The sequence below is a fragment of the Erwinia persicina genome, from assembly GCF_014838825.1.
GTDB lineage: Bacteria > Pseudomonadota > Gammaproteobacteria > Enterobacterales > Enterobacteriaceae > Erwinia > Erwinia persicina_A.
This window is the reverse complement of the sequence record NZ_JACYMO010000006.1, coordinates 42,172-58,896: the sequence shown is the minus strand read 5'-3', so window position 1 is coordinate 58,896 and position 16,725 is coordinate 42,172. Positions and strand designations below refer to the sequence as shown.

General features: G+C 55.0%; 17 protein-coding genes and 1 pseudogene. 6 read left to right on the top strand and 12 right to left on the bottom strand.

Going from position 1 to position 16,725, the window contains the following annotated elements:
- Position 1 precedes the first annotated feature (1 nt).
- The 8 genes from era to rpoE all read right to left on the bottom strand — a co-directional run bounded on the left by era (position 2) and on the right by rpoE (position 7,399).
- A complete protein-coding gene (era, locus tag IFU29_RS15210) occupies positions 2–907 on the bottom strand; it encodes a GTPase Era (RefSeq protein ID WP_062744594.1) in 906 nt (301 codons plus the stop codon).
- A complete protein-coding gene (rnc, locus tag IFU29_RS15205) occupies positions 904–1,584 on the bottom strand; it encodes a ribonuclease III (protein ID WP_191934667.1) in 681 nt (226 codons plus the stop codon). Before rnc ends, era begins: the two co-directional genes overlap by 4 nt.
- A gap of 139 nt (positions 1,585–1,723) precedes the next feature.
- On the bottom strand, positions 1,724–2,659 hold the full coding sequence (gene lepB, locus IFU29_RS15200) for a signal peptidase I (protein WP_062744592.1): 936 nt from the start codon (positions 2,657–2,659) through the stop codon (positions 1,724–1,726).
- A gap of 29 nt (positions 2,660–2,688) precedes the next feature.
- Positions 2,689–4,488 (bottom strand): translation elongation factor 4, encoded by a 1,800-nt coding sequence (gene lepA, locus IFU29_RS15195; protein WP_191934666.1) that lies wholly within the window; start codon positions 4,486–4,488, stop codon positions 2,689–2,691.
- Positions 4,489–4,726: 238 nt separating this feature from the next.
- Positions 4,727–5,191 (bottom strand): SoxR-reducing system protein RseC, encoded by a 465-nt coding sequence (gene rseC / locus IFU29_RS15190; protein ID WP_191934665.1) that lies wholly within the window; start codon positions 5,189–5,191, stop codon positions 4,727–4,729.
- Complete coding sequence (rseB, locus tag IFU29_RS15185) at positions 5,188–6,144, bottom strand: sigma-E factor regulatory protein RseB (protein WP_191934664.1); 957 nt, start codon at positions 6,142–6,144, stop codon at positions 5,188–5,190. The genes rseC and rseB overlap by 4 nt, the downstream gene beginning before the upstream one ends.
- Positions 6,144–6,794 (bottom strand): anti-sigma-E factor RseA, encoded by a 651-nt coding sequence (gene rseA, locus IFU29_RS15180; RefSeq protein WP_191934663.1) that lies wholly within the window; start codon positions 6,792–6,794, stop codon positions 6,144–6,146. Before rseA ends, rseB begins: the two co-directional genes overlap by 1 nt.
- Positions 6,795–6,823: 29 nt before the next feature.
- Positions 6,824–7,399 (bottom strand): RNA polymerase sigma factor RpoE, encoded by a 576-nt coding sequence (rpoE, locus tag IFU29_RS15175; protein WP_062744587.1) that lies wholly within the window; start codon positions 7,397–7,399, stop codon positions 6,824–6,826.
- Positions 7,400–7,870: 471 nt separating this feature from the next.
- Between rpoE and nadB the strand changes: the two genes are divergently transcribed.
- Positions 7,871–9,472, top strand: coding sequence for an L-aspartate oxidase (gene nadB / locus IFU29_RS15170; protein WP_191934662.1), 1,602 nt, complete (start codon positions 7,871–7,873; stop codon positions 9,470–9,472).
- Here nadB and trmN read toward each other — a convergent pair whose 3' ends face one another.
- Entirely contained in the window at positions 9,473–10,210 is a 738-nt protein-coding gene (gene trmN, locus IFU29_RS15165) for a tRNA(1)(Val) (adenine(37)-N(6))-methyltransferase TrmN (protein WP_191934661.1), read from the bottom strand.
- Between the two features lie 132 nt (positions 10,211–10,342).
- Between trmN and srmB the strand changes: the two genes are divergently transcribed.
- On the top strand, positions 10,343–11,671 hold the full coding sequence (gene srmB / locus IFU29_RS15160; protein WP_191934660.1) for an ATP-dependent RNA helicase SrmB: 1,329 nt from the start codon (positions 10,343–10,345) through the stop codon (positions 11,669–11,671).
- Between the two features lie 226 nt (positions 11,672–11,897).
- Here srmB and grcA read toward each other — a convergent pair whose 3' ends face one another.
- Entirely contained in the window at positions 11,898–12,281 is a 384-nt protein-coding gene (gene grcA / locus IFU29_RS15155; protein WP_062744584.1) for an autonomous glycyl radical cofactor GrcA, read from the bottom strand.
- Between the two features lie 289 nt (positions 12,282–12,570).
- Here grcA and ung point away from each other — a divergent pair, with 289 nt between their 5' ends.
- Positions 12,571–13,257, top strand: a complete 687-nt coding sequence (gene ung, locus IFU29_RS15150) for a uracil-DNA glycosylase (RefSeq protein ID WP_191934659.1) — start codon at positions 12,571–12,573, stop codon at positions 13,255–13,257.
- Between the two features lie 183 nt (positions 13,258–13,440).
- Positions 13,441–14,211, top strand: a pseudogene (locus tag IFU29_RS22850) (MCP four helix bundle domain-containing protein); the annotation flags it as partial.
- 162 nt (positions 14,212–14,373) lie between these two features.
- On the opposite strand, the gene IFU29_RS22845 reads toward IFU29_RS22850, so the two are convergent.
- Entirely contained in the window at positions 14,374–14,556 is a 183-nt protein-coding gene (locus tag IFU29_RS22845; protein ID WP_423244845.1) for a hypothetical protein, read from the bottom strand.
- On the opposite strand from IFU29_RS22845, the gene IFU29_RS22840 reads away from it, so the two are divergent.
- Positions 14,473–15,006, top strand: a complete 534-nt coding sequence (locus IFU29_RS22840) for a methyl-accepting chemotaxis protein (protein ID WP_423244844.1) — start codon at positions 14,473–14,475, stop codon at positions 15,004–15,006. The two genes, IFU29_RS22845 and IFU29_RS22840, sit on opposite strands and share 84 nt — an antisense overlap.
- 77 nt (positions 15,007–15,083) lie before the next feature.
- Here the strand turns inward: IFU29_RS22840 and grpE are convergent, their stop codons facing one another.
- Positions 15,084–15,665 carry a nucleotide exchange factor GrpE gene (gene grpE / locus IFU29_RS15140; RefSeq protein ID WP_191934657.1) on the bottom strand — a complete coding sequence of 194 codons (582 nt, stop codon included), beginning with the start codon at positions 15,663–15,665 and terminating at the stop codon, positions 15,084–15,086.
- 123 nt (positions 15,666–15,788) lie between these two features.
- On the opposite strand from grpE, the gene nadK reads away from it, so the two are divergent.
- Positions 15,789–16,667 (top strand): NAD(+) kinase, encoded by an 879-nt coding sequence (gene nadK, locus IFU29_RS15135; protein ID WP_191934656.1) that lies wholly within the window; start codon positions 15,789–15,791, stop codon positions 16,665–16,667.
- Positions 16,668–16,725: the final 58 nt, after the last annotated feature.

Here is a 16,725-nt window from a genome sequence, read left to right as displayed (position 1 = left end):
TTCAGAGGTCGTCGGTATAGCCCAGGCTGCGTAAGGCGCGTTCATCATCCGCCCAGCCGGACTTCACTTTCACCCACAGTTCAAGGTGCACTTTCGCCTCGAACATCTCTTCCATGTCCCGACGGGCCTCGGTACCAATCACTTTGATTTTGGCACCTTTGTTACCAATGACCATCTTCTTCTGACCTTCGCGTTCCACCAGAATCAGACCGTTAATGGTCAGGCCACCGCGCTCATTGGTGAGGAACTGTTCAATTTCTACCGTCACAGAATAAGGCAGTTCAGCCCCCAGGAAACGCATCAGCTTTTCACGGATAATTTCCGACGCCATAAAGCGCTGAGAACGATCGGTGATGTAATCTTCCGGGAAGTGATGTTCGGCTTCCGGCAGACGTTTGCGCACGATGCTGGCGATGGTATCAACGTTAGTGCCTTTTTCGGCCGAGATCGGCACCACGTCCATGAAGTTCATTTGTGAACCCAGGAACTGCAGGTGCGGCAGCAGGATGCTTTTATCGGTAATGTTGTCGACTTTATTGATCGCCAGCAGTACCGGCACTCTGCCGTCTTTTAACTTGTTCAGCACCATCTCGTCATCGGCGGTCCATTTGGTGCCTTCCACGACGAAGATCACCATTTCAACGTCACCGATCGAGCTGCTGGCAGCACGGTTCATCAGGCGGTTAATCGCCCGCTTCTCTTCCATATGCAGGCCCGGGGTATCGACATAAATCGCCTGATATTCCCCTTCCGTATGGATGCCCATAATGCGGTGGCGCGTGGTTTGTGGCTTACGCGAGGTAATGGAAATCTTCTGTCCCAGTAACTGGTTCAGTAAGGTAGATTTACCAACGTTCGGACGGCCTACAATAGCAATAAAGCCGCAATGGGTAGTTTGTTCGTTCATTCAATTCCCAGCTTAATCAGCGCCTGTTCGGCTGCTGCCTGTTCAGCTTTGCGACGGCTTGACCCGGTTCCCACAACCGGTTCTGCCATGCCGCTTACCTGACAGTGAATAGTAAATTCCTGATCGTGCGCTTCGCCACGCACCTGCACCACCAGATAGGAGGGCAGAGGCAGATGGCGACCCTGCAAGAACTCCTGCAGACGCGTTTTTGGATCCTTTTGTTTATCGCCCGGGCTGATCTGATCCAGACGGCTGGCGTACCAGCTCAGGATCAGCTGTTCTACCGTCTGAATATCGCTGTCGAGGAAAACCCCGCCAATCAGCGCTTCGACAGTGTCAGCCAGAATCGATTCGCGGCGATAGCCGCCGCTTTTCAGTTCACCAGGCCCCAGGCGCAGACATTCGCCAAGGTCAAATTCCCGTGCCATTTCGGCCAGCGTGTTACCGCGAACCAGCGTGGCGCGCATCCGACTCATGTCACCTTCATCCACGCGCGGGAAGCGCTGATAAAGGGCATTAGCAATCACATAACTAAGAATTGAGTCGCCCAGGAATTCCAGTCTTTCGTTGTGTTTACTGCTGGCGCTACGGTGAGTCAGCGCCTGCTGCAACAATTCCTGATGAGTAAAAGTGTAGCCCAGCTTACGTTGAAGCTTGTTTATTACGATGGGGTTCATGCGTTACCAATTTCTTAATGCGTCAATTATGCTGCACACGGAACAGGGCTGAACCTGAACACCAACACGATCTGTTTCGTGTGCAGTGGCCTGCCAGGATGACAGGCCACCCGTTGTTAATGCCGCCCGCAGGCGAACATTAGTGGATGCCACCGATGCGGCTCAGGCGCACGCCGGTTGGCCATTCCCCTTCCTGCTTGTCGAAGCTCATCCAGATGGCTGTCGCTTTGCCTACCAGATTACGTTCCGGAACGAAACCCCAGTAACGGCTGTCAGCGCTGTTATCACGGTTGTCGCCCATCATAAAGTACATCCCCTCAGGAACTACCCAGCTTGACTGCGGCTGTCCTGGCTGCTGATAGTAGGACCCAGGCTGGCTTGGTGCCTGAGCGATCAACAGGATACGGTGGGTGACGTCGCCCAGCGTCTCGTTACGAGTGGCTAAACGAATGCCGCCCTGCATCGACTCCCCTTTGGGGACCTGGAAGAAACCATTGCCGCGTTCGTTACCGCTATAGCCGCTGAAGGTCTGAATAAAGTCGCTCTCTTCCACGTCTGAGTAAGTGACCGGCACGGCGCTGGCCGACTGCTGTACGGAGACCGTTTTACTCAGGGGATCATAGGTTACCCGGTCGCCCGGTAAACCGATCACCCGCTTAATGTAATCCATGCTGGGATCTTTCGGGTATTTAAACACCGCAATATCCCCACGCTTAGGATGACCCGTAGGGATCAGCGTCGTCTGGGTGATCGGATCTTTAATACCGTAGGCAAATTTTTCCACCACGATAAAATCACCAATCAGCAGCGTTGGCATCATTGAACCGGAGGGGATCTGGAACGGCTCATAAATAAACGAACGCACCACAAACACCACGAACAGAACCGGGAAGACCGATGCGGTGGTTTCCACCCAACCTGGCTGTTTGTCAGCCTTCGTCGCTTCGATACCCTGTGCCTGTGCTTCTGCACGTTTGGCGCGCCGCGCCGGTGCCCATTTAAACTTGTCGATACACCAGACAATGCCGGTGATCAGCGTTGCTATCGCCAGAATCAGGGCGAACATATTAGCCATTCCAGTTCCCTTAACACCCAAAGAGGGGTTTATTTACTGTCTTTACCCACGTGGAGAATGGCAAGGAACGCTTCCTGCGGTAACTCAACGTTACCCACTTGCTTCATGCGCTTCTTACCGTCTTTCTGTTTCTGCAGCAGTTTTTTCTTACGGCTGACGTCGCCGCCATAACATTTGGCAAGCACGTTTTTACGTAGCTGTTTCACCGTAGAGCGGGCGATAATGTGGTTACCAATCGCCGCCTGAATCGCAATGTCGAACTGCTGACGCGGGATCAACTCTTTCATCTTCTCTACCAGGTCACGGCCACGGTACGGTGCGTTGTCGTTATGGGTGATCAGCGCCAGCGCATCGACACGCTCAGAGTTGATCAAGACATCGACGCGTACCATGTTGGAAGCCTGGAAACGCTTGAAGTTGTAATCCAGTGAAGCATACCCACGTGAGGTGGATTTCAGGCGGTCGAAGAAATCGAGCACCACTTCCGCCATCGGGATTTCATACGTCAGTGCGACCTGATTACCGTGGTAAACCATGTTGGTCTGCACGCCGCGTTTTTCGATGCACAGCGTGATGACGTTACCCAGGAATTCCTGCGGCAACAGCATGTGACACTCGGCAATCGGCTCACGCAGTTCTTCAATATTGTTCAGCGGCGGCAGTTTGCCCGGGCTGTCGACGTAAATAGTCTGGTTATCCGTGGTAACCACTTCGTAGACAACGGTCGGCGCGGTGGTGATCAGTTCGAGATCGTATTCGCGCTCCAGACGTTCCTGAATGATTTCCATGTGCAGCAGGCCGAGGAAGCCACAACGGAAGCCGAAGCCCAGCGCGGTGGAGCTCTCTGGCTCATAGAACAGCGAGGCATCGTTCAGGCTGAGTTTACCCAGCGCATCACGGAAGGCTTCATAATCATCGGAGCTGATCGGGAACAGGCCAGCGTAAACCTGCGGCTTGACCTTTTTGAACCCGGGTAATGCTTTATCTGCCGGATTACGGGCCTGCGTCAGGGTATCCCCGACTGGCGCACCCAGAATGTCTTTGATGGCACAGACCAGCCAGCCCACTTCGCCGCAGTTCAGCACATCGGTATCCACGCGTTTCGGCGTGAAGATGCCCAGACGGTCGGCGTTATACACCTGACCGGTGCTCATAACCTTAATTTTCTCGCCTTTACGCATGGTGCCGTTTTTAATACGCACCAGCGAGACCACACCGAGGTAGTTATCGAACCATGAGTCGATAATCAGCGCCTGCAGCGGACCGTCCGGATCGCCTTCCGGCGGCGGAATATCACGCACCAGTCGCTCGAGCACGTCAGGCACACCAATACCGGTTTTCGCTGAACAGCGTACGGCATCCGTCGCGTCAATCCCGACGATATCTTCAATTTCCTGCGCCACGCGGTCAGGATCGGCGGCCGGCAGATCGATTTTATTCAGTACAGGTACGACTTCCAGTTCCATTTCCATCGCGGTGTAGCAGTTGGCCAGAGTCTGAGCTTCCACACCCTGCCCTGCATCTACCACCAGCAATGCGCCTTCACAGGCGGCCAGAGAACGCGAAACTTCATAGGAGAAGTCGACGTGTCCCGGGGTGTCGATAAAATTGAGCTGGTAAGTTTTACCATCTGGCGAATGGTAATCGAGCGTCACGCTCTGCGCTTTAATGGTGATGCCACGCTCACGTTCTAAATCCATGGAATCCAGAACCTGCGCAGCCATTTCACGTTCGGTCAACCCCCCACAAATCTGGATCAGACGGTCAGAGAGCGTTGATTTACCGTGGTCGATGTGGGCGATGATAGAAAAGTTTCTTATGTGCTTCATTATTGAGATTTTTCTGCCTTACAAATTCTGGAACTCTCGCGATGCGAAGTCAGGAGAGCGTGATATCACAGGCGAACGATGGCCCGAAAGGCAGCATTCTACACTACATATCAAAGGGGTGGAATCGTCACGGTCAGGCAATACGATTTGCCCTGCCGTAATGAAAGGGAAATGAGGATTATTAGCGGGTGAAATAAGACGGTCGGCAGAAAAATATCGCCAGCCGTCCGCGCGCCGATCAGGCATCCGTGGTGATGTGTATGGCATCGGGCGGTAGCGCCACGCTGAGGATCACCGGTTGAAATGAGGCCGAACGCCCCAGCATAGCGGAGATACCTTTTGCAATAATAAAACCGCCTACGCCGCCTAATAGCGCACCGCATGCCGCGGCCAGATCGCTGTGAAACAGCATCTGAAAAACCCCGGCGAGGGCAAACAGCCCGATCAGCGGGGTCATATAGACCAGAAACGCCGAACTCAGCAGGCTGCTTTCCGCTATGCCCAGTTCAATCCGCTGGCCGGGCACCAGCGGTGCCGCGCTGGCGATTTTCATCACGTGCGCATTTTTCGGACCCAGCTTATCGAGCATGTGGCTGCCGCAGCCTTTACGCGCGGAACAGCTACTGCAGGAGGTTTTTATTTCGGAGTGTAACGTGGCAATACCGTTCTGCCACGACACGACCGTCGCCCATTCTCTCATCATTGTGCTGCCCCCAGGACAACGCCATCAGCAATACGTTTAGCGGTCGCTGGCGGAAGTTCCCCCACGACCGTTATCTCTGCATTATTGCGCACTTCCGTCAGAACCGTACGTCGCCCCGTGCGCAATTGCTGCGGAGAACTGGTTTTATCGGCCAGGGTAATGTTGATCGAGAAACTGAACAGGCCGTCAGAATAGAGTCGCGTTTCAACCGGACGGTCGAGCGAGGGCAGCTGACGGCGGCTTTGTGCCACTTCCTTCATGCCGGCCGGAAGCCAGCCTGATTTCCAGTTAAAGGTCACCGCACCGCCTGTCGGCACTGACGACAGCGGAGGAAGTTTGGCGTCCTGCAGCCCCTGCAACAGCTTGCTTACACCATCATCGACGGCAAAGCTTACCACCCGGTACTGTTCCAGCGTTTCGCCATCACGATCGAGGAGATCAACCCGAAGGGGCAGTTTCGTGTCGCTGTCCAGCCAGACAATATAGCCGTAGCGGGTGCCGTCTCGCGGCACAATACGGATCACTTCACAGAGCTGATCGGCAATACGCGTACGCCCTACTGAGACGAAATCATAGGTGGCAGAAAGTTGCTGAAAGTCGGCATAGACCAGTGCGGGCAGCGAGTCGACAATATGATCGCCCGCCATCGTAAAGGGTTGCAGACCTGACTCAAAAAAGCTGACCTCTTTACCACGCTGAATGATTTCCCGACGCGGGCCATCCATCTGCAACAGCTGTGCATACGTTTTGTTGTCGATGACGGCATGACGGTAGCGTAGTGACTCAATGCCCAGCCGCGAGACATTGATATAGGCAAGTTCATAGCTGAGTGACTGGCTGGCCTGCTCCATCTGATGTAACAACGCCCCGGATGGCGTTTGTGCGGCCGGGGCGGAGGAGGAGTAAATCAGGCTGCCAGCGATAAGGCTGACGGCGCACCAAAGCTGCTTCATTACTGCGATTGCATTCCTAACGACTGATTACCCGGAACCTGAGCAGCAGCCTGCTGGTCAGGACTTTGATCAAACTGCAGTTGTTCAGCATGCAGGCGACGCTGTAATTCGTAATCCTGCAGCAGCGCATTTACGCGACGGCGCTGATCCTGCACCTGCTGGTTGCTGTTCGCTGGCGCACTGGCATTTTCAGCGGGTACGCCCAGGCTGACAGGCGACGCCTGCCCCATCATCGGCAGCGTGTTAAACACCGGTGAATCGGAGGACTGACCTTCGACCGGTTTGTTGTACTGCTGAACACCGACAATCACGGCCAGTGAGACGCATGCGGCCACGCCAATCTGGGTAATCTGCGCCGCCCAGGGGCGCACTTTCGCCCAGAACGGCATCGCAGCCGCTTCTTCAGGTTTTGGCTGCGCTTCCGGTATCAGACGGGTCACCGCTTTAGCAGGCTCATTTTCAATCACAGCCATCACGCGGGCTGAGATATCAAAATCGAGCTGCTGTGGGATATCACCGCGCATGGTGTCGCGGATTAGGTGGTAGCTTTCCCAGTTTTTCTGCAGCACAACGTCTTTAGACAACGCGGACATCACTTCATTATCCAGCGTTTCACCGTCCATAAGAGCGGAAAGTTGTTCTTTCTGCATGCCTCAATACCCTTCCTGTGTCGCTATCGCTAGCGTTGGATAAGCGGTTGAATTTTATTATCAATAGCTTCACGGGCGCGGAAAATACGTGAACGAACCGTACCAACCGGGCAATCCATGATCACGGCTATCTCTTCATAGCTCAGGCCATCGAGTTCACGTAGGGTGATAGCCATACGCAAGTCTTCGGGTAACATCTCGATGGTGCGAAAAACTATTTGTCTCAATTCTTCCGACAACATTAAGTTCTCAGGGTTCGAAATTTCTTTTAGTGCCCCTGCACTTTCAAAATTTTCGGCGTCGATAGCATCCACGTCGCTTGACGGTGGACGGCGACCCTGAGCCACCAGGTAATTTTTGGCCGTATTGACGGCAATCCGATAGAGCCAGGTGTAAAAAGCACTGTCGCCGCGGAAAGATTCCAGCGCACGGTAGGCTTTAATAAACGACTCCTGCACTACATCAGGGACATCTCCAGACGGCACATAGCGTGAAACCAGGCTCGCCACTTTATGCTGATAGCGGACTACCAGTAAATTGAATGACTTCTGATCTCCTTTCTGCACTCGTTCAACGAGAACCTGATCCGTTAACTGCTCGCTCATCCGAGGTAATGTCTCCCCAAACTTGTCTCCACGCGTAATCCCACTTCCAGTAAAAACTCAATCTTTATGAACGAGCATGCAATCTGAGTCATTTTCATCAGGAAAGTTCCATTACGCCATTATTTTTGTCGTGTCATACGGAGACATTTACAAACCAGCACGCTTTATTATGCATTCTCACTGATTTGTCAGCCACTGCCTCTCCTGACTCCCGAAATGTCATCATCCGGGAGCCTGATGACGCCCGCAGAGTACCGCAAGAAGCCAGCTTTTTCACCATATTATCGCGTCATTAAGTGACCGTTAGTCGGGTAAATCGCGTCCTGCCGTCGTTTTCCTTACCAGGAATAAGGTCATTTCTGGGCTGAGGCCTCCCCTGTCCGCCCCCTGAGGCGTCGCGATAAAAAGCCTTTTTGCCGGGAGAGGTGAGTGTTATGCTCAACAAACCACCTGTTTAGTAAATTAAACAACATGACTGATTCTTCTGATTACTGCTGTGATGTGCTGATTATTGGTAGCGGCGCGGCGGGGTTATCCCTGGCGCTGCGCCTGGCTGAAAAGCATCAGGTAACCGTACTGAGTAAAGGCCCGGTTAGCGAAGGCTCTACGTTCTATGCCCAGGGCGGTATTGCCGCCGTATTTGATGAAACTGACAGCATTGAATCTCATGTTGAAGATACGCTGATTGCCGGAGGCGGCCTGTGTGACCGGGAGGCCGTCTCGTTCATCGCCAGTAACGCCCGCCACTGCGTACAGTGGCTGATTGATAAGGGCATGCTGTTTGATAAAGAAACGCCGCTAAACAGCGAGGAACGCTATCACCTGACCCGCGAAGGGGGCCACAGCCACCGCCGTATTCTGCACAGCGCAGATGCCACCGGAAAAGCGGTGGAAAGCACGCTGGTCAGCCAGGCGTTAAGCCACCCGAATATTACCCTGATTGAGCGCGGCAACGCCGTCGACCTGATCGTCTCCGATAAGATCGGCCTGCCGGGTGAGCGCCGCGTCGTGGGGGCATACATCTGGAACCGCAAGCGGGAAGCCGTTGAGACCTGCCGCGCGCGCGCCGTGGTGCTGGCTACCGGAGGGGCGGCAAAAGTGTATCAGTACACCACCAACCCCGACGTGGCCTCTGGCGATGGCATTGCCATGGCGTGGCGTGCCGGCTGCCGGGTGGCGAATCTGGAGTTTAATCAGTTCCATCCCACCTGCCTGTTCCACCCGGATGCGCGTAACTTTCTGCTGACCGAGGCGCTGCGGGGCGAAGGGGCCGTGCTGAAGCGCCCGGACGGTACCCGCTTTATGCCTGACTTTGATGAACGCGGCGAGCTGGCTCCGCGCGATATTGTGGCGCGGGCAATTGATCACGAAATGAAGCGGCTCGGCGCTGACTGTATGTATCTGGACATCAGCCACCAGCCGCCGGCGTTTATACGCGCGCATTTTCCGACCATCTGCGAAAAACTGCTGACGCTGGGCATTGACCTGACGACGCAGGCAATCCCCATTGTTCCGGCGGCGCATTATACCTGCGGTGGCGTGATGGTCGACCAGCAGGGGCGTACCGATCTCAGCGGTTTGTACGCCATTGGTGAAGTCAGCTATACCGGGCTGCACGGTGCAAACCGTCTGGCCTCCAACTCCCTGCTCGAATGCCTGGTCTACGGCTGGTCCGCGGCGGAGGATATCAGCCGTCGCCTGCCACAGGTGGCGATGGTCGATGCCCTGCCCGCCTGGGATGAAAGCCGGGTGGATGATTCCGACGAGCGCGTGGTGATCCAGCACAACTGGCACGAGCTACGGTTATTTATGTGGGACTATATGGGGATTGTGCGCACCACCAAGCGGCTGGAGCGCGCGCTGCGTCGTATCAACACCCTGCAGCAGGAAATTGATGAGTATTACGCGCATTTCCGCATCTCGAATAACCTGCTGGAGTTACGCAACCTGGCTCAGGTCGCCGGGCTGATGGTACGCTGCGCGATGGCGCGTAAAGAGAGTCGGGGCCTGCATTACACCCTCGACTATCCGGAGACCCTGGGCAAAGCGCTGCCGACCATCCTCAGGCCATAATTATCGGAACAGATAGAAGTCGCGGGTCAGGCTGCAGTGAGCGTCAGAATACTGATGATCCGGCCCGCGTATGGTCATGCGATCCAGCAACTGCTCGCCGGGCTGCGGGGACAGCGCCAGAAGAACCCGGTTAGGCGGCCGGGTATCGTTATCTGAGACATCGGTCCGAAAGCGCAGGTGCCAGCCGCGCTGAAGCGCCTGTTCAATCAGCTGACTGCCCGCCGCTTCCGGCAGGATCACGCAGAAGAAACCCTCCTCCGCAATCAGGTTTTCAGCACACATCAGCAGGACGTCGTGCGTCAGGTCATTGGTATAACGTGCCGACGCCCGTTCCGGGGAGGCACATTCTGAACCTGGTGAAAAATAGGGCGGATTACTGACAATCAGTGAATAGCGCTGCTCACAGTGCTGCGCCCACTCAACAATATTTGCCTGATGGACATGAACTCTTGTCGGCCACGGAGATTCTGCCACATTTTCCTGCGCCTGTTCCGCCGCCGCCGGATCCAGCTCAACAGCATCAATGTCCACCGACGCCGTGGTTCTCTGCGCCAGCATCAGGGCAATCAGGCCGCTGCCGCTGCCGATATCCAGCACGCGTTGAACACCGGCCACAGGCGCCCATGCCCCCAGCAGCACACCGTCAGTGCCGACTTTCATGGCACAGCGATCGTGGGCAACAAAAAACTGTTTGAAGGTAAAACCGTTGGCGCGGAGAATGGCTTTCTGTTGTGACATTTGACTGACCTGAAAGGGAAACGGCGCTAGCATAGGACAATCCGCGACGAAGGAAAAGTCATTAACTCCACACAAACAGATGAAGATCGTGTTCAATCTGTCTATAATCAGCGCCCCAAACTGAGGTAGACCATGACTGTAACCACTTTTTCCGAACTCGAACTAGACGAGAGCCTGCTGCAAGCCCTGCAGGAGAAAGGCTATACGCGCCCTACTGCCATTCAGGCAGAAGCCATTCCGGCAGCACTGGAGGGTCGCGACGTTCTGGGTTCGGCACCAACCGGTACAGGCAAGACTGCGGCCTACCTGCTGCCCGCACTGCAACATCTGCTCGACTTCCCGCGTAAGAAGTCCGGCCCGCCGCGCATTTTGATCCTGACCCCGACCCGCGAACTGGCTATGCAGGTCGCAGACCAGGCGCGGGAAATGGCGAAACACACGCACCTGGATATTGCCACCATCACCGGCGGCGTGGCGTATATGAACCATGCTGAAGTGTTCAGCGAAAACCAGGACATCGTGGTCGCCACCACCGGACGTCTGCTGCAGTACATCAAAGAAGAGAACTTTGACTGTCGTGCGGTTGAAACGCTGGTGCTTGATGAAGCAGACCGCATGCTCGATATGGGCTTTGCCCAGGACATCGAAACCATCGCGGCTGAAACACGCTGGCGCAAGCAGACCCTGCTGTTCTCCGCCACGCTGGAAGGCGAAGCGATTAAAGATTTCGCCGAGCGCATTCTGAAAGAGCCCATTGAGATCGAAGCCGACCCGGCGCGCCGTGAGCGCAAGAAAATCCAGCAGTGGTACTACCGTGCGGACGACATCAAACATAAAACCGCACTGTTAATCCAGCTGATGAAACAGCCGGAAGTCACCCGTGCCGTGGTCTTCGTGCGTAAGCGTGAGCGCGTGCATGAGCTGTGTGGCTGGCTGCGTGAAGCCGGGATCAACACCAGCTATCTGGAAGGGGAACTGGTGCAGGCGAAGCGTAACGAGGCGATTAAGCGCGTTGCTGAAGGCCGCGTTAACGTGCTGGTGGCGACCGATATCGCCGCCCGCGGAATCGACATTGATGATGTCAGCCACGTATTTAACTTCGACATGCCGGTCACCGCTGACACCTACCTGCACCGTATTGGCCGTACCGGCCGCGCGGGTAAAAAGGGTATTGCGATTTCACTGGTGGAAGCGCATGACAACATGCTGCTCGGCAGGATCTGCCGCTACATCAAGGAGCCGCTGAAAGCGCGCACCATTGATGGGATGCGACCGACAACCCGCGCACCGAGTGAAAAACTCAAAGGCAAGCCGTCGAAGAAAGTACTGGCGAAGCGCAAAGAGCTGAAAGATAAAGAGAAGCTGGAAGAAAAACCGCGCGTTAAAGAGCGCCACCGCGATGCTAAAAACGTGGGTAAACGGCGTAAGCCAACCGCGACAAAAACGGACAGTGCTGAATAATCACACTGCCTGACAAAAAACTGCCCTGTTAGGGCAGTTTTTTTTGCCTCAAACCGGCAGAAACAGGGCTGATGCCAGGCAATAACCCGCATCAGGCCCTTTTCTCATATTCTCCGGCACGCTCGCTGGCAGGGAAGTCAAATCGTGCTTTGTTATCAAAAAGTTAATAAAAAAGGCGACAGGTGAGTTATTCACCTGCCGCCCTGTTAACCTGCCCCGTCGGGGGTTACAGGCTTTCTGTAAAGGTGCGGGTAATCACGTCACGCTGCTGTTCTGGCGTCAGTGAGTTAAAACGGACAGCATAGCCGGAAACACGGATCGTCAGCTGCGGGTATTTCTCCGGATGCTTCACGGCCTCTTCCAGCGTTTCACGGCTCAGGACGTTCACATTCAGGTGCTGGCCACCCTCTACGCGAACCTCTGGCTTCACTTCCAGAGGAATTTCACGGTATTCAATCTGGCCGAGGTCGCTGACCGGCACGACCTGATCTTCGCTGTAACCAGCTTTCGCACAGACGCAGCGTGCTTCAGCAGTGTCACTGTCCAGCAGCCAGAAAGAGTTCAGTAATGCGCTGTTGCTTGCTTGAGTAATTTGAATTCCAGTAATCATAGTGTCGCCTCCCAGGCAATAAGGCACTGATAGCCATTATCAGCGCCAGGTTGATGAAAAAACCGTGATCTTATCGGTTCTGTATACCAGCACCGGGAAAGAGGCTCTTTGATACAAATCAACCCCTGGCCAGGCATCGCGGGGCCTGAAAGGGCAACTTTCTGTTTTATATCAATTTTATCACCACGATAAATTCCGCTTTTTCTGCAAATTTTCAATTATTTTTTAAGTGTCACCGTCCGGCAAAGCGCGTTAAGCTACGCGCTTTGATGAATGAAAGGAGACGGCAGTGGTGAATACCATGACGTGGCACGATGTGCTGGCAGAGGAAAAAGAGAAACCTTATTTCAGAGAGACGCTGGCCATGGTTGCCGCAGAGCGTGCGGCGGGTAAGACCATCTATCCCCCGCAAAAAGACGTGTTTAACGCTTTTCGCCTGACCGAACTCGGCGACGTTAAGGTGGTCATCCTGGGTCAGGATCCCTATCACGGTCCAAATCAGGCGCACGGACTGGCGTTTTCCGTTCTGCCCGGAGTCGCGGTACCGCCCTCGCTGGTGAATATGTACAAAGAGCTGGTCACAGATATTCCCGGCTTTGAACGCCCGCAGCACGGATTTCTTGAGAGCTGGGCGCGTCAGGGCGTGATGCTGCTTAACACCGTGCTGACGGTGGAGGCGGGTAAGGCGCATTCGCATGCGAAATTCGGCTGGGAAACCTTTACAGACAACGTTATCGCCGCCATTAATCAGCATCGGGAAGGCGTAGTGTTCCTGTTGTGGGGGTCGCACGCGCAGAAAAAGGGCAGCATTATTGACCGCAGCCGCCATCACGTGCTGCAGGCTCCACACCCTTCCCCGCTTTCCGCACACCGAGGTTTCTTCGGCTCTGCTCACTTTTCGACAACCAATCAGCTGCTCAGTGAGCAGGGTGAAACGCCCATCGACTGGGTCCCCCGGTTGCCCGCAGCGTCATAACCCCAGGCAGGGGGCTGCCCCCTGCAACAGCTACCGTCCCCGCTGTTAACATTTCCACACGTAATAAGGCGATTTACGTCACATTTTTTATCAAGATTTCCCACTTCCTGCCGATTTGATCGGCTTCAGGGAGCATATCCATGTTCCCGACACGGGCTGGAATCCATTCAGGGGAAATAACGAATGTTATCTGTGAAAAATATGAAAGTAGGCGTTCGCCTCGGGGCCGCCTTTGCCCTGATCATACTACTGTTAATCGTCGTCAGCGCTACCGCCACGCTTAAAATTGGCAACATTAACCGCACGGTAGACAGCATTGTCAGCGACCGTTACCTCAAAGTTCGCCTGGCCTTTGACGTACGCGACGGGGTCAACGATCAGATTAAGTTTTTGCGCGGCATGGTGCTGGACGCCACCACCCCGGAGAAAAACGCTAAACGCTTTGGCCAGCTGGACAGCGCCACGCAGAAAACCAATGCCGCCATTGATAACATCGCACGACTGCAAAGCACCGAAATCGGCATTAAGAAAATTCAGGAGGTGAAAGCGGCAGCACAGCGCTTCGAGCAGGATAAGCAGACGCTGATCGCGCTGATCCGTACCGGAGAGATTGCCCCTGCCACCGAGTATGTTCTGCGAAAAATCACCACCAGCCAGAATGCGTTTCTCGATATCGTGGTCAGATTTGCCGACTCCCAGTCCGGGCAGCTGCAGGCTGAAGGGGCGAATGCGGTCAGCGATGCCTCAACGGCCATCCGGGTAACGCTGATCTTCTCGCTGCTGGCGGTAGCCATGGCCGTTGTGCTGGGCTATTTGCTGACCCGTTCGATTGTACGCCCGCTGCGGGAAGCGGTGAGCGTGGCGGAAAATGTCGCCGCTGGTGACCTGCGTACTCTCATCCAGGTGACCTCTACCGATGAGACCGGTCAGCTGATGATGGCGCTGAAAAACATGAATGAAAACCTGCTAAAAATCGTTAATGACGTGCGTGCCGGTACCGACCTGATCGCCACCGCCTCTGGCGAGATTTCAGCAGGGAATATGGACCTCTCTTCCCGTACCGAACAGCAGGCCAGTTCACTGGAGGAGACCGCTTCCGCCATGGAGCAAATTACCTCAACGGTGAAACAGAATGCCGGTAACGCCCATCAGGCCAATCTGCTGGCCGCTCAGGCCTCTCAGGTGGCGATCCAGAGTGGGGATGCCGTCAGGCAGGTGGTGAACACCATGGAGATGATTAACGGCTCGTCGAAGAAGATCGTCGACATTATCAGCGTGATTGACGGCATCGCTTTCCAGACCAATATCCTGGCACTGAATGCAGCAGTCGAAGCGGCGCGTGCTGGTGAACAGGGCCGTGGCTTTGCCGTGGTGGCCTCTGAGGTGCGCAGCCTGGCGCAGCGGTCGGCCTCGGCCGCGAAAGAGATTGCCCAGCTCATTCAGGACTCGGTCTCCCGGGTGGATGAAGGGGGGCGTCAGGTGGCGAAGGCAGGGATGACGATGGACGAAGTGCTGACCAGCGTAAAAAACGTTACCGGGATTATTAGCGAGATCACCATCGCCAGCGCCGAGCAAAGCAGCGGAATTGATGAGATTAACCGCGCCATCACCCAGATGGATCAGGTCACGCAGCAAAATGCCGCGCTGGTGAATGAATCCGCCGCCGCTGCCCAGTCAATGCAGGAGCAGGCAGAGCAGCTCTCCCTGGCTATCCGCGCATTTAAGGTGAATGAACCGGCTTACGCGTAGGGATTTCTGACAAAAAAATAGCCGCATAATGCGGCTATTGCAGTCAGGGAGGACCGTTAAAGTCGCCCCTGGCAGGATCAGCTTTTCGCTTTCGCCACGGCGACCATCGCCGGACGCAGCAGGCGACCATTCAGGGTATAACCCCGCTGCATCACCATCATCACGTGATTAGGGGCCACGTCTTCAGACTCCATCATCGACATCGCCTGGTGTACTTCCGGGTTGAACGGCACATTGATGTCCCCGACCACTTCCACGCCAAACTTGCGCACCGCGCCCAGCAGGGATTTCATGGTCAGTTCAATGCCTTCAATCATTGAGGCCAGCTCAGGATTGGTTTTATCGGCCACTTCCAGCGCGCGCTCCAGGCTGTCAATCACTGGCAGCAGCTCGTTGGCGAATTTTTCCAGCGCAAATTTATGCGCTTTTTCGACATCCTGCTCGGTACGGCGACGGATGTTTTCGATCTCAGCCTGAGCACGAAGCTGGGCTTCACGCACGCCGCCCAGAGACTCGGCCAGCTGTGCTTCCAGTTCGGCAATACGTTCATCCCGCGGATCGATCACTTCAGCTGTCTCCGCGTCCTGGGTTTGTGCCTGTTCCATCTCAATTTCGTCTGAGACTTGCTCGTTAGGTGTGTTCTGTTCTTTACTACTCATGAATTTCTCCGCGTTTGTGCATATTCATCTCGCTGGTTCGCTTATTATGGGGATCAGAATCGCGGTTTCAAGGGAACCAGTCACATTGTCGGGGGAGTTTACCTCGTGAGGAATGCCAGGAACATGAATAACCACTTCAACTGCATCGGTATCGTCGGCCATCCACGCCACCCTACCGCCCTGACCACCCATGAAATGCTGTATCGCTGGCTTACGGCGCGCGGCTACCAGGTGATTATTGAGCAGCAGATTGCGCGTGAGTTAAAACTGGAAGGCGTAGAGACCGGAACGCTGGCAGAGATTGGCCGCAAGGCGGATCTGGCGGTGGTGGTCGGGGGCGATGGCAATATGCTGGGCGCGGCCAGGGTACTGGCGCGCTACGATATCAAGGTGATTGGTATTAACCGTGGCAATCTCGGGTTTCTCACCGACCTCGATCCCGATAATGCCCAGCAGCAGCTTGCCGAAGTCCTGGAGGGAGACTATTTCGTTGAAAGCCGCTTCCTGCTGGAAGCACAGGTCTGCCGACAGTCCGGTACCCCGCGCGTCGGAACAGCCATCAATGAAGTGGTGCTGCATCCGGGAAAAGTGGCGCATATGATCGAATTCGAGGTGTATATCGACGAGAACTTTGCCTTTTCCCAGCGCTCAGACGGCCTGATCATCTCGACCCCTACCGGCTCCACGGCCTACTCACTGTCGGCGGGTGGCCCCATTTTGATGCCGACGCTGGATGCGATTGCTATCGTCCCGATGTTCCCGCATACCCTGTCAGCCCGCCCGCTGGTGATCAACAGCAGCAGCACCATTCGCCTGCGTTTTTCCCACATGCGCAGCGACCTGGAGATTAGCTGTGACAGCCAGATAGCGCTGCCCATCCAGCAGGGAGAAGATGTCTTAATCCGCCGCAGCGATTATCACCTGAATCTGATACACCCGAAAAACTATAATTATTTCAATACATTAAGCTCAAAACTAGGCTGGTCAAAAAAATTATTCTAAATCTGTCCCCGGCGGGTTTACTGTTTATAAAACCAGTATATACTGTATGAAAAACCAT

Coding starts and splice junctions, on each gene's coding strand:
- trmN (WP_191934661.1), bottom strand. CDS start 10,210: ATGTCACAACAGAAAGCCATTCTCCGCGCCAACGGTTTTACCTTCAAA.
- rseB (WP_191934664.1), bottom strand. CDS start 6,144: ATGAAGCAGCTTTGGTGCGCCGTCAGCCTTATCGCTGGCAGCCTGATT.
- nadB (WP_191934662.1), top strand. CDS start 7,871: ATGACTGATTCTTCTGATTACTGCTGTGATGTGCTGATTATTGGTAGC.
- srmB (WP_191934660.1), top strand. CDS start 10,343: ATGACTGTAACCACTTTTTCCGAACTCGAACTAGACGAGAGCCTGCTG.
- lepB (WP_062744592.1), bottom strand. CDS start 2,659: ATGGCTAATATGTTCGCCCTGATTCTGGCGATAGCAACGCTGATCACC.
- grpE (WP_191934657.1), bottom strand. CDS start 15,665: ATGAGTAGTAAAGAACAGAACACACCTAACGAGCAAGTCTCAGACGAA.
- nadK (WP_191934656.1), top strand. CDS start 15,789: ATGAATAACCACTTCAACTGCATCGGTATCGTCGGCCATCCACGCCAC.
- rpoE (WP_062744587.1), bottom strand. CDS start 7,399: ATGAGCGAGCAGTTAACGGATCAGGTTCTCGTTGAACGAGTGCAGAAA.
- rnc (WP_191934667.1), bottom strand. CDS start 1,584: ATGAACCCCATCGTAATAAACAAGCTTCAACGTAAGCTGGGCTACACT.
- lepA (WP_191934666.1), bottom strand. CDS start 4,488: ATGAAGCACATAAGAAACTTTTCTATCATCGCCCACATCGACCACGGT.
- era (WP_062744594.1), bottom strand. CDS start 907: ATGAACGAACAAACTACCCATTGCGGCTTTATTGCTATTGTAGGCCGT.
- rseA (WP_191934663.1), bottom strand. CDS start 6,794: ATGCAGAAAGAACAACTTTCCGCTCTTATGGACGGTGAAACGCTGGAT.
- grcA (WP_062744584.1), bottom strand. CDS start 12,281: ATGATTACTGGAATTCAAATTACTCAAGCAAGCAACAGCGCATTACTG.
- rseC (WP_191934665.1), bottom strand. CDS start 5,191: ATGATGAGAGAATGGGCGACGGTCGTGTCGTGGCAGAACGGTATTGCC.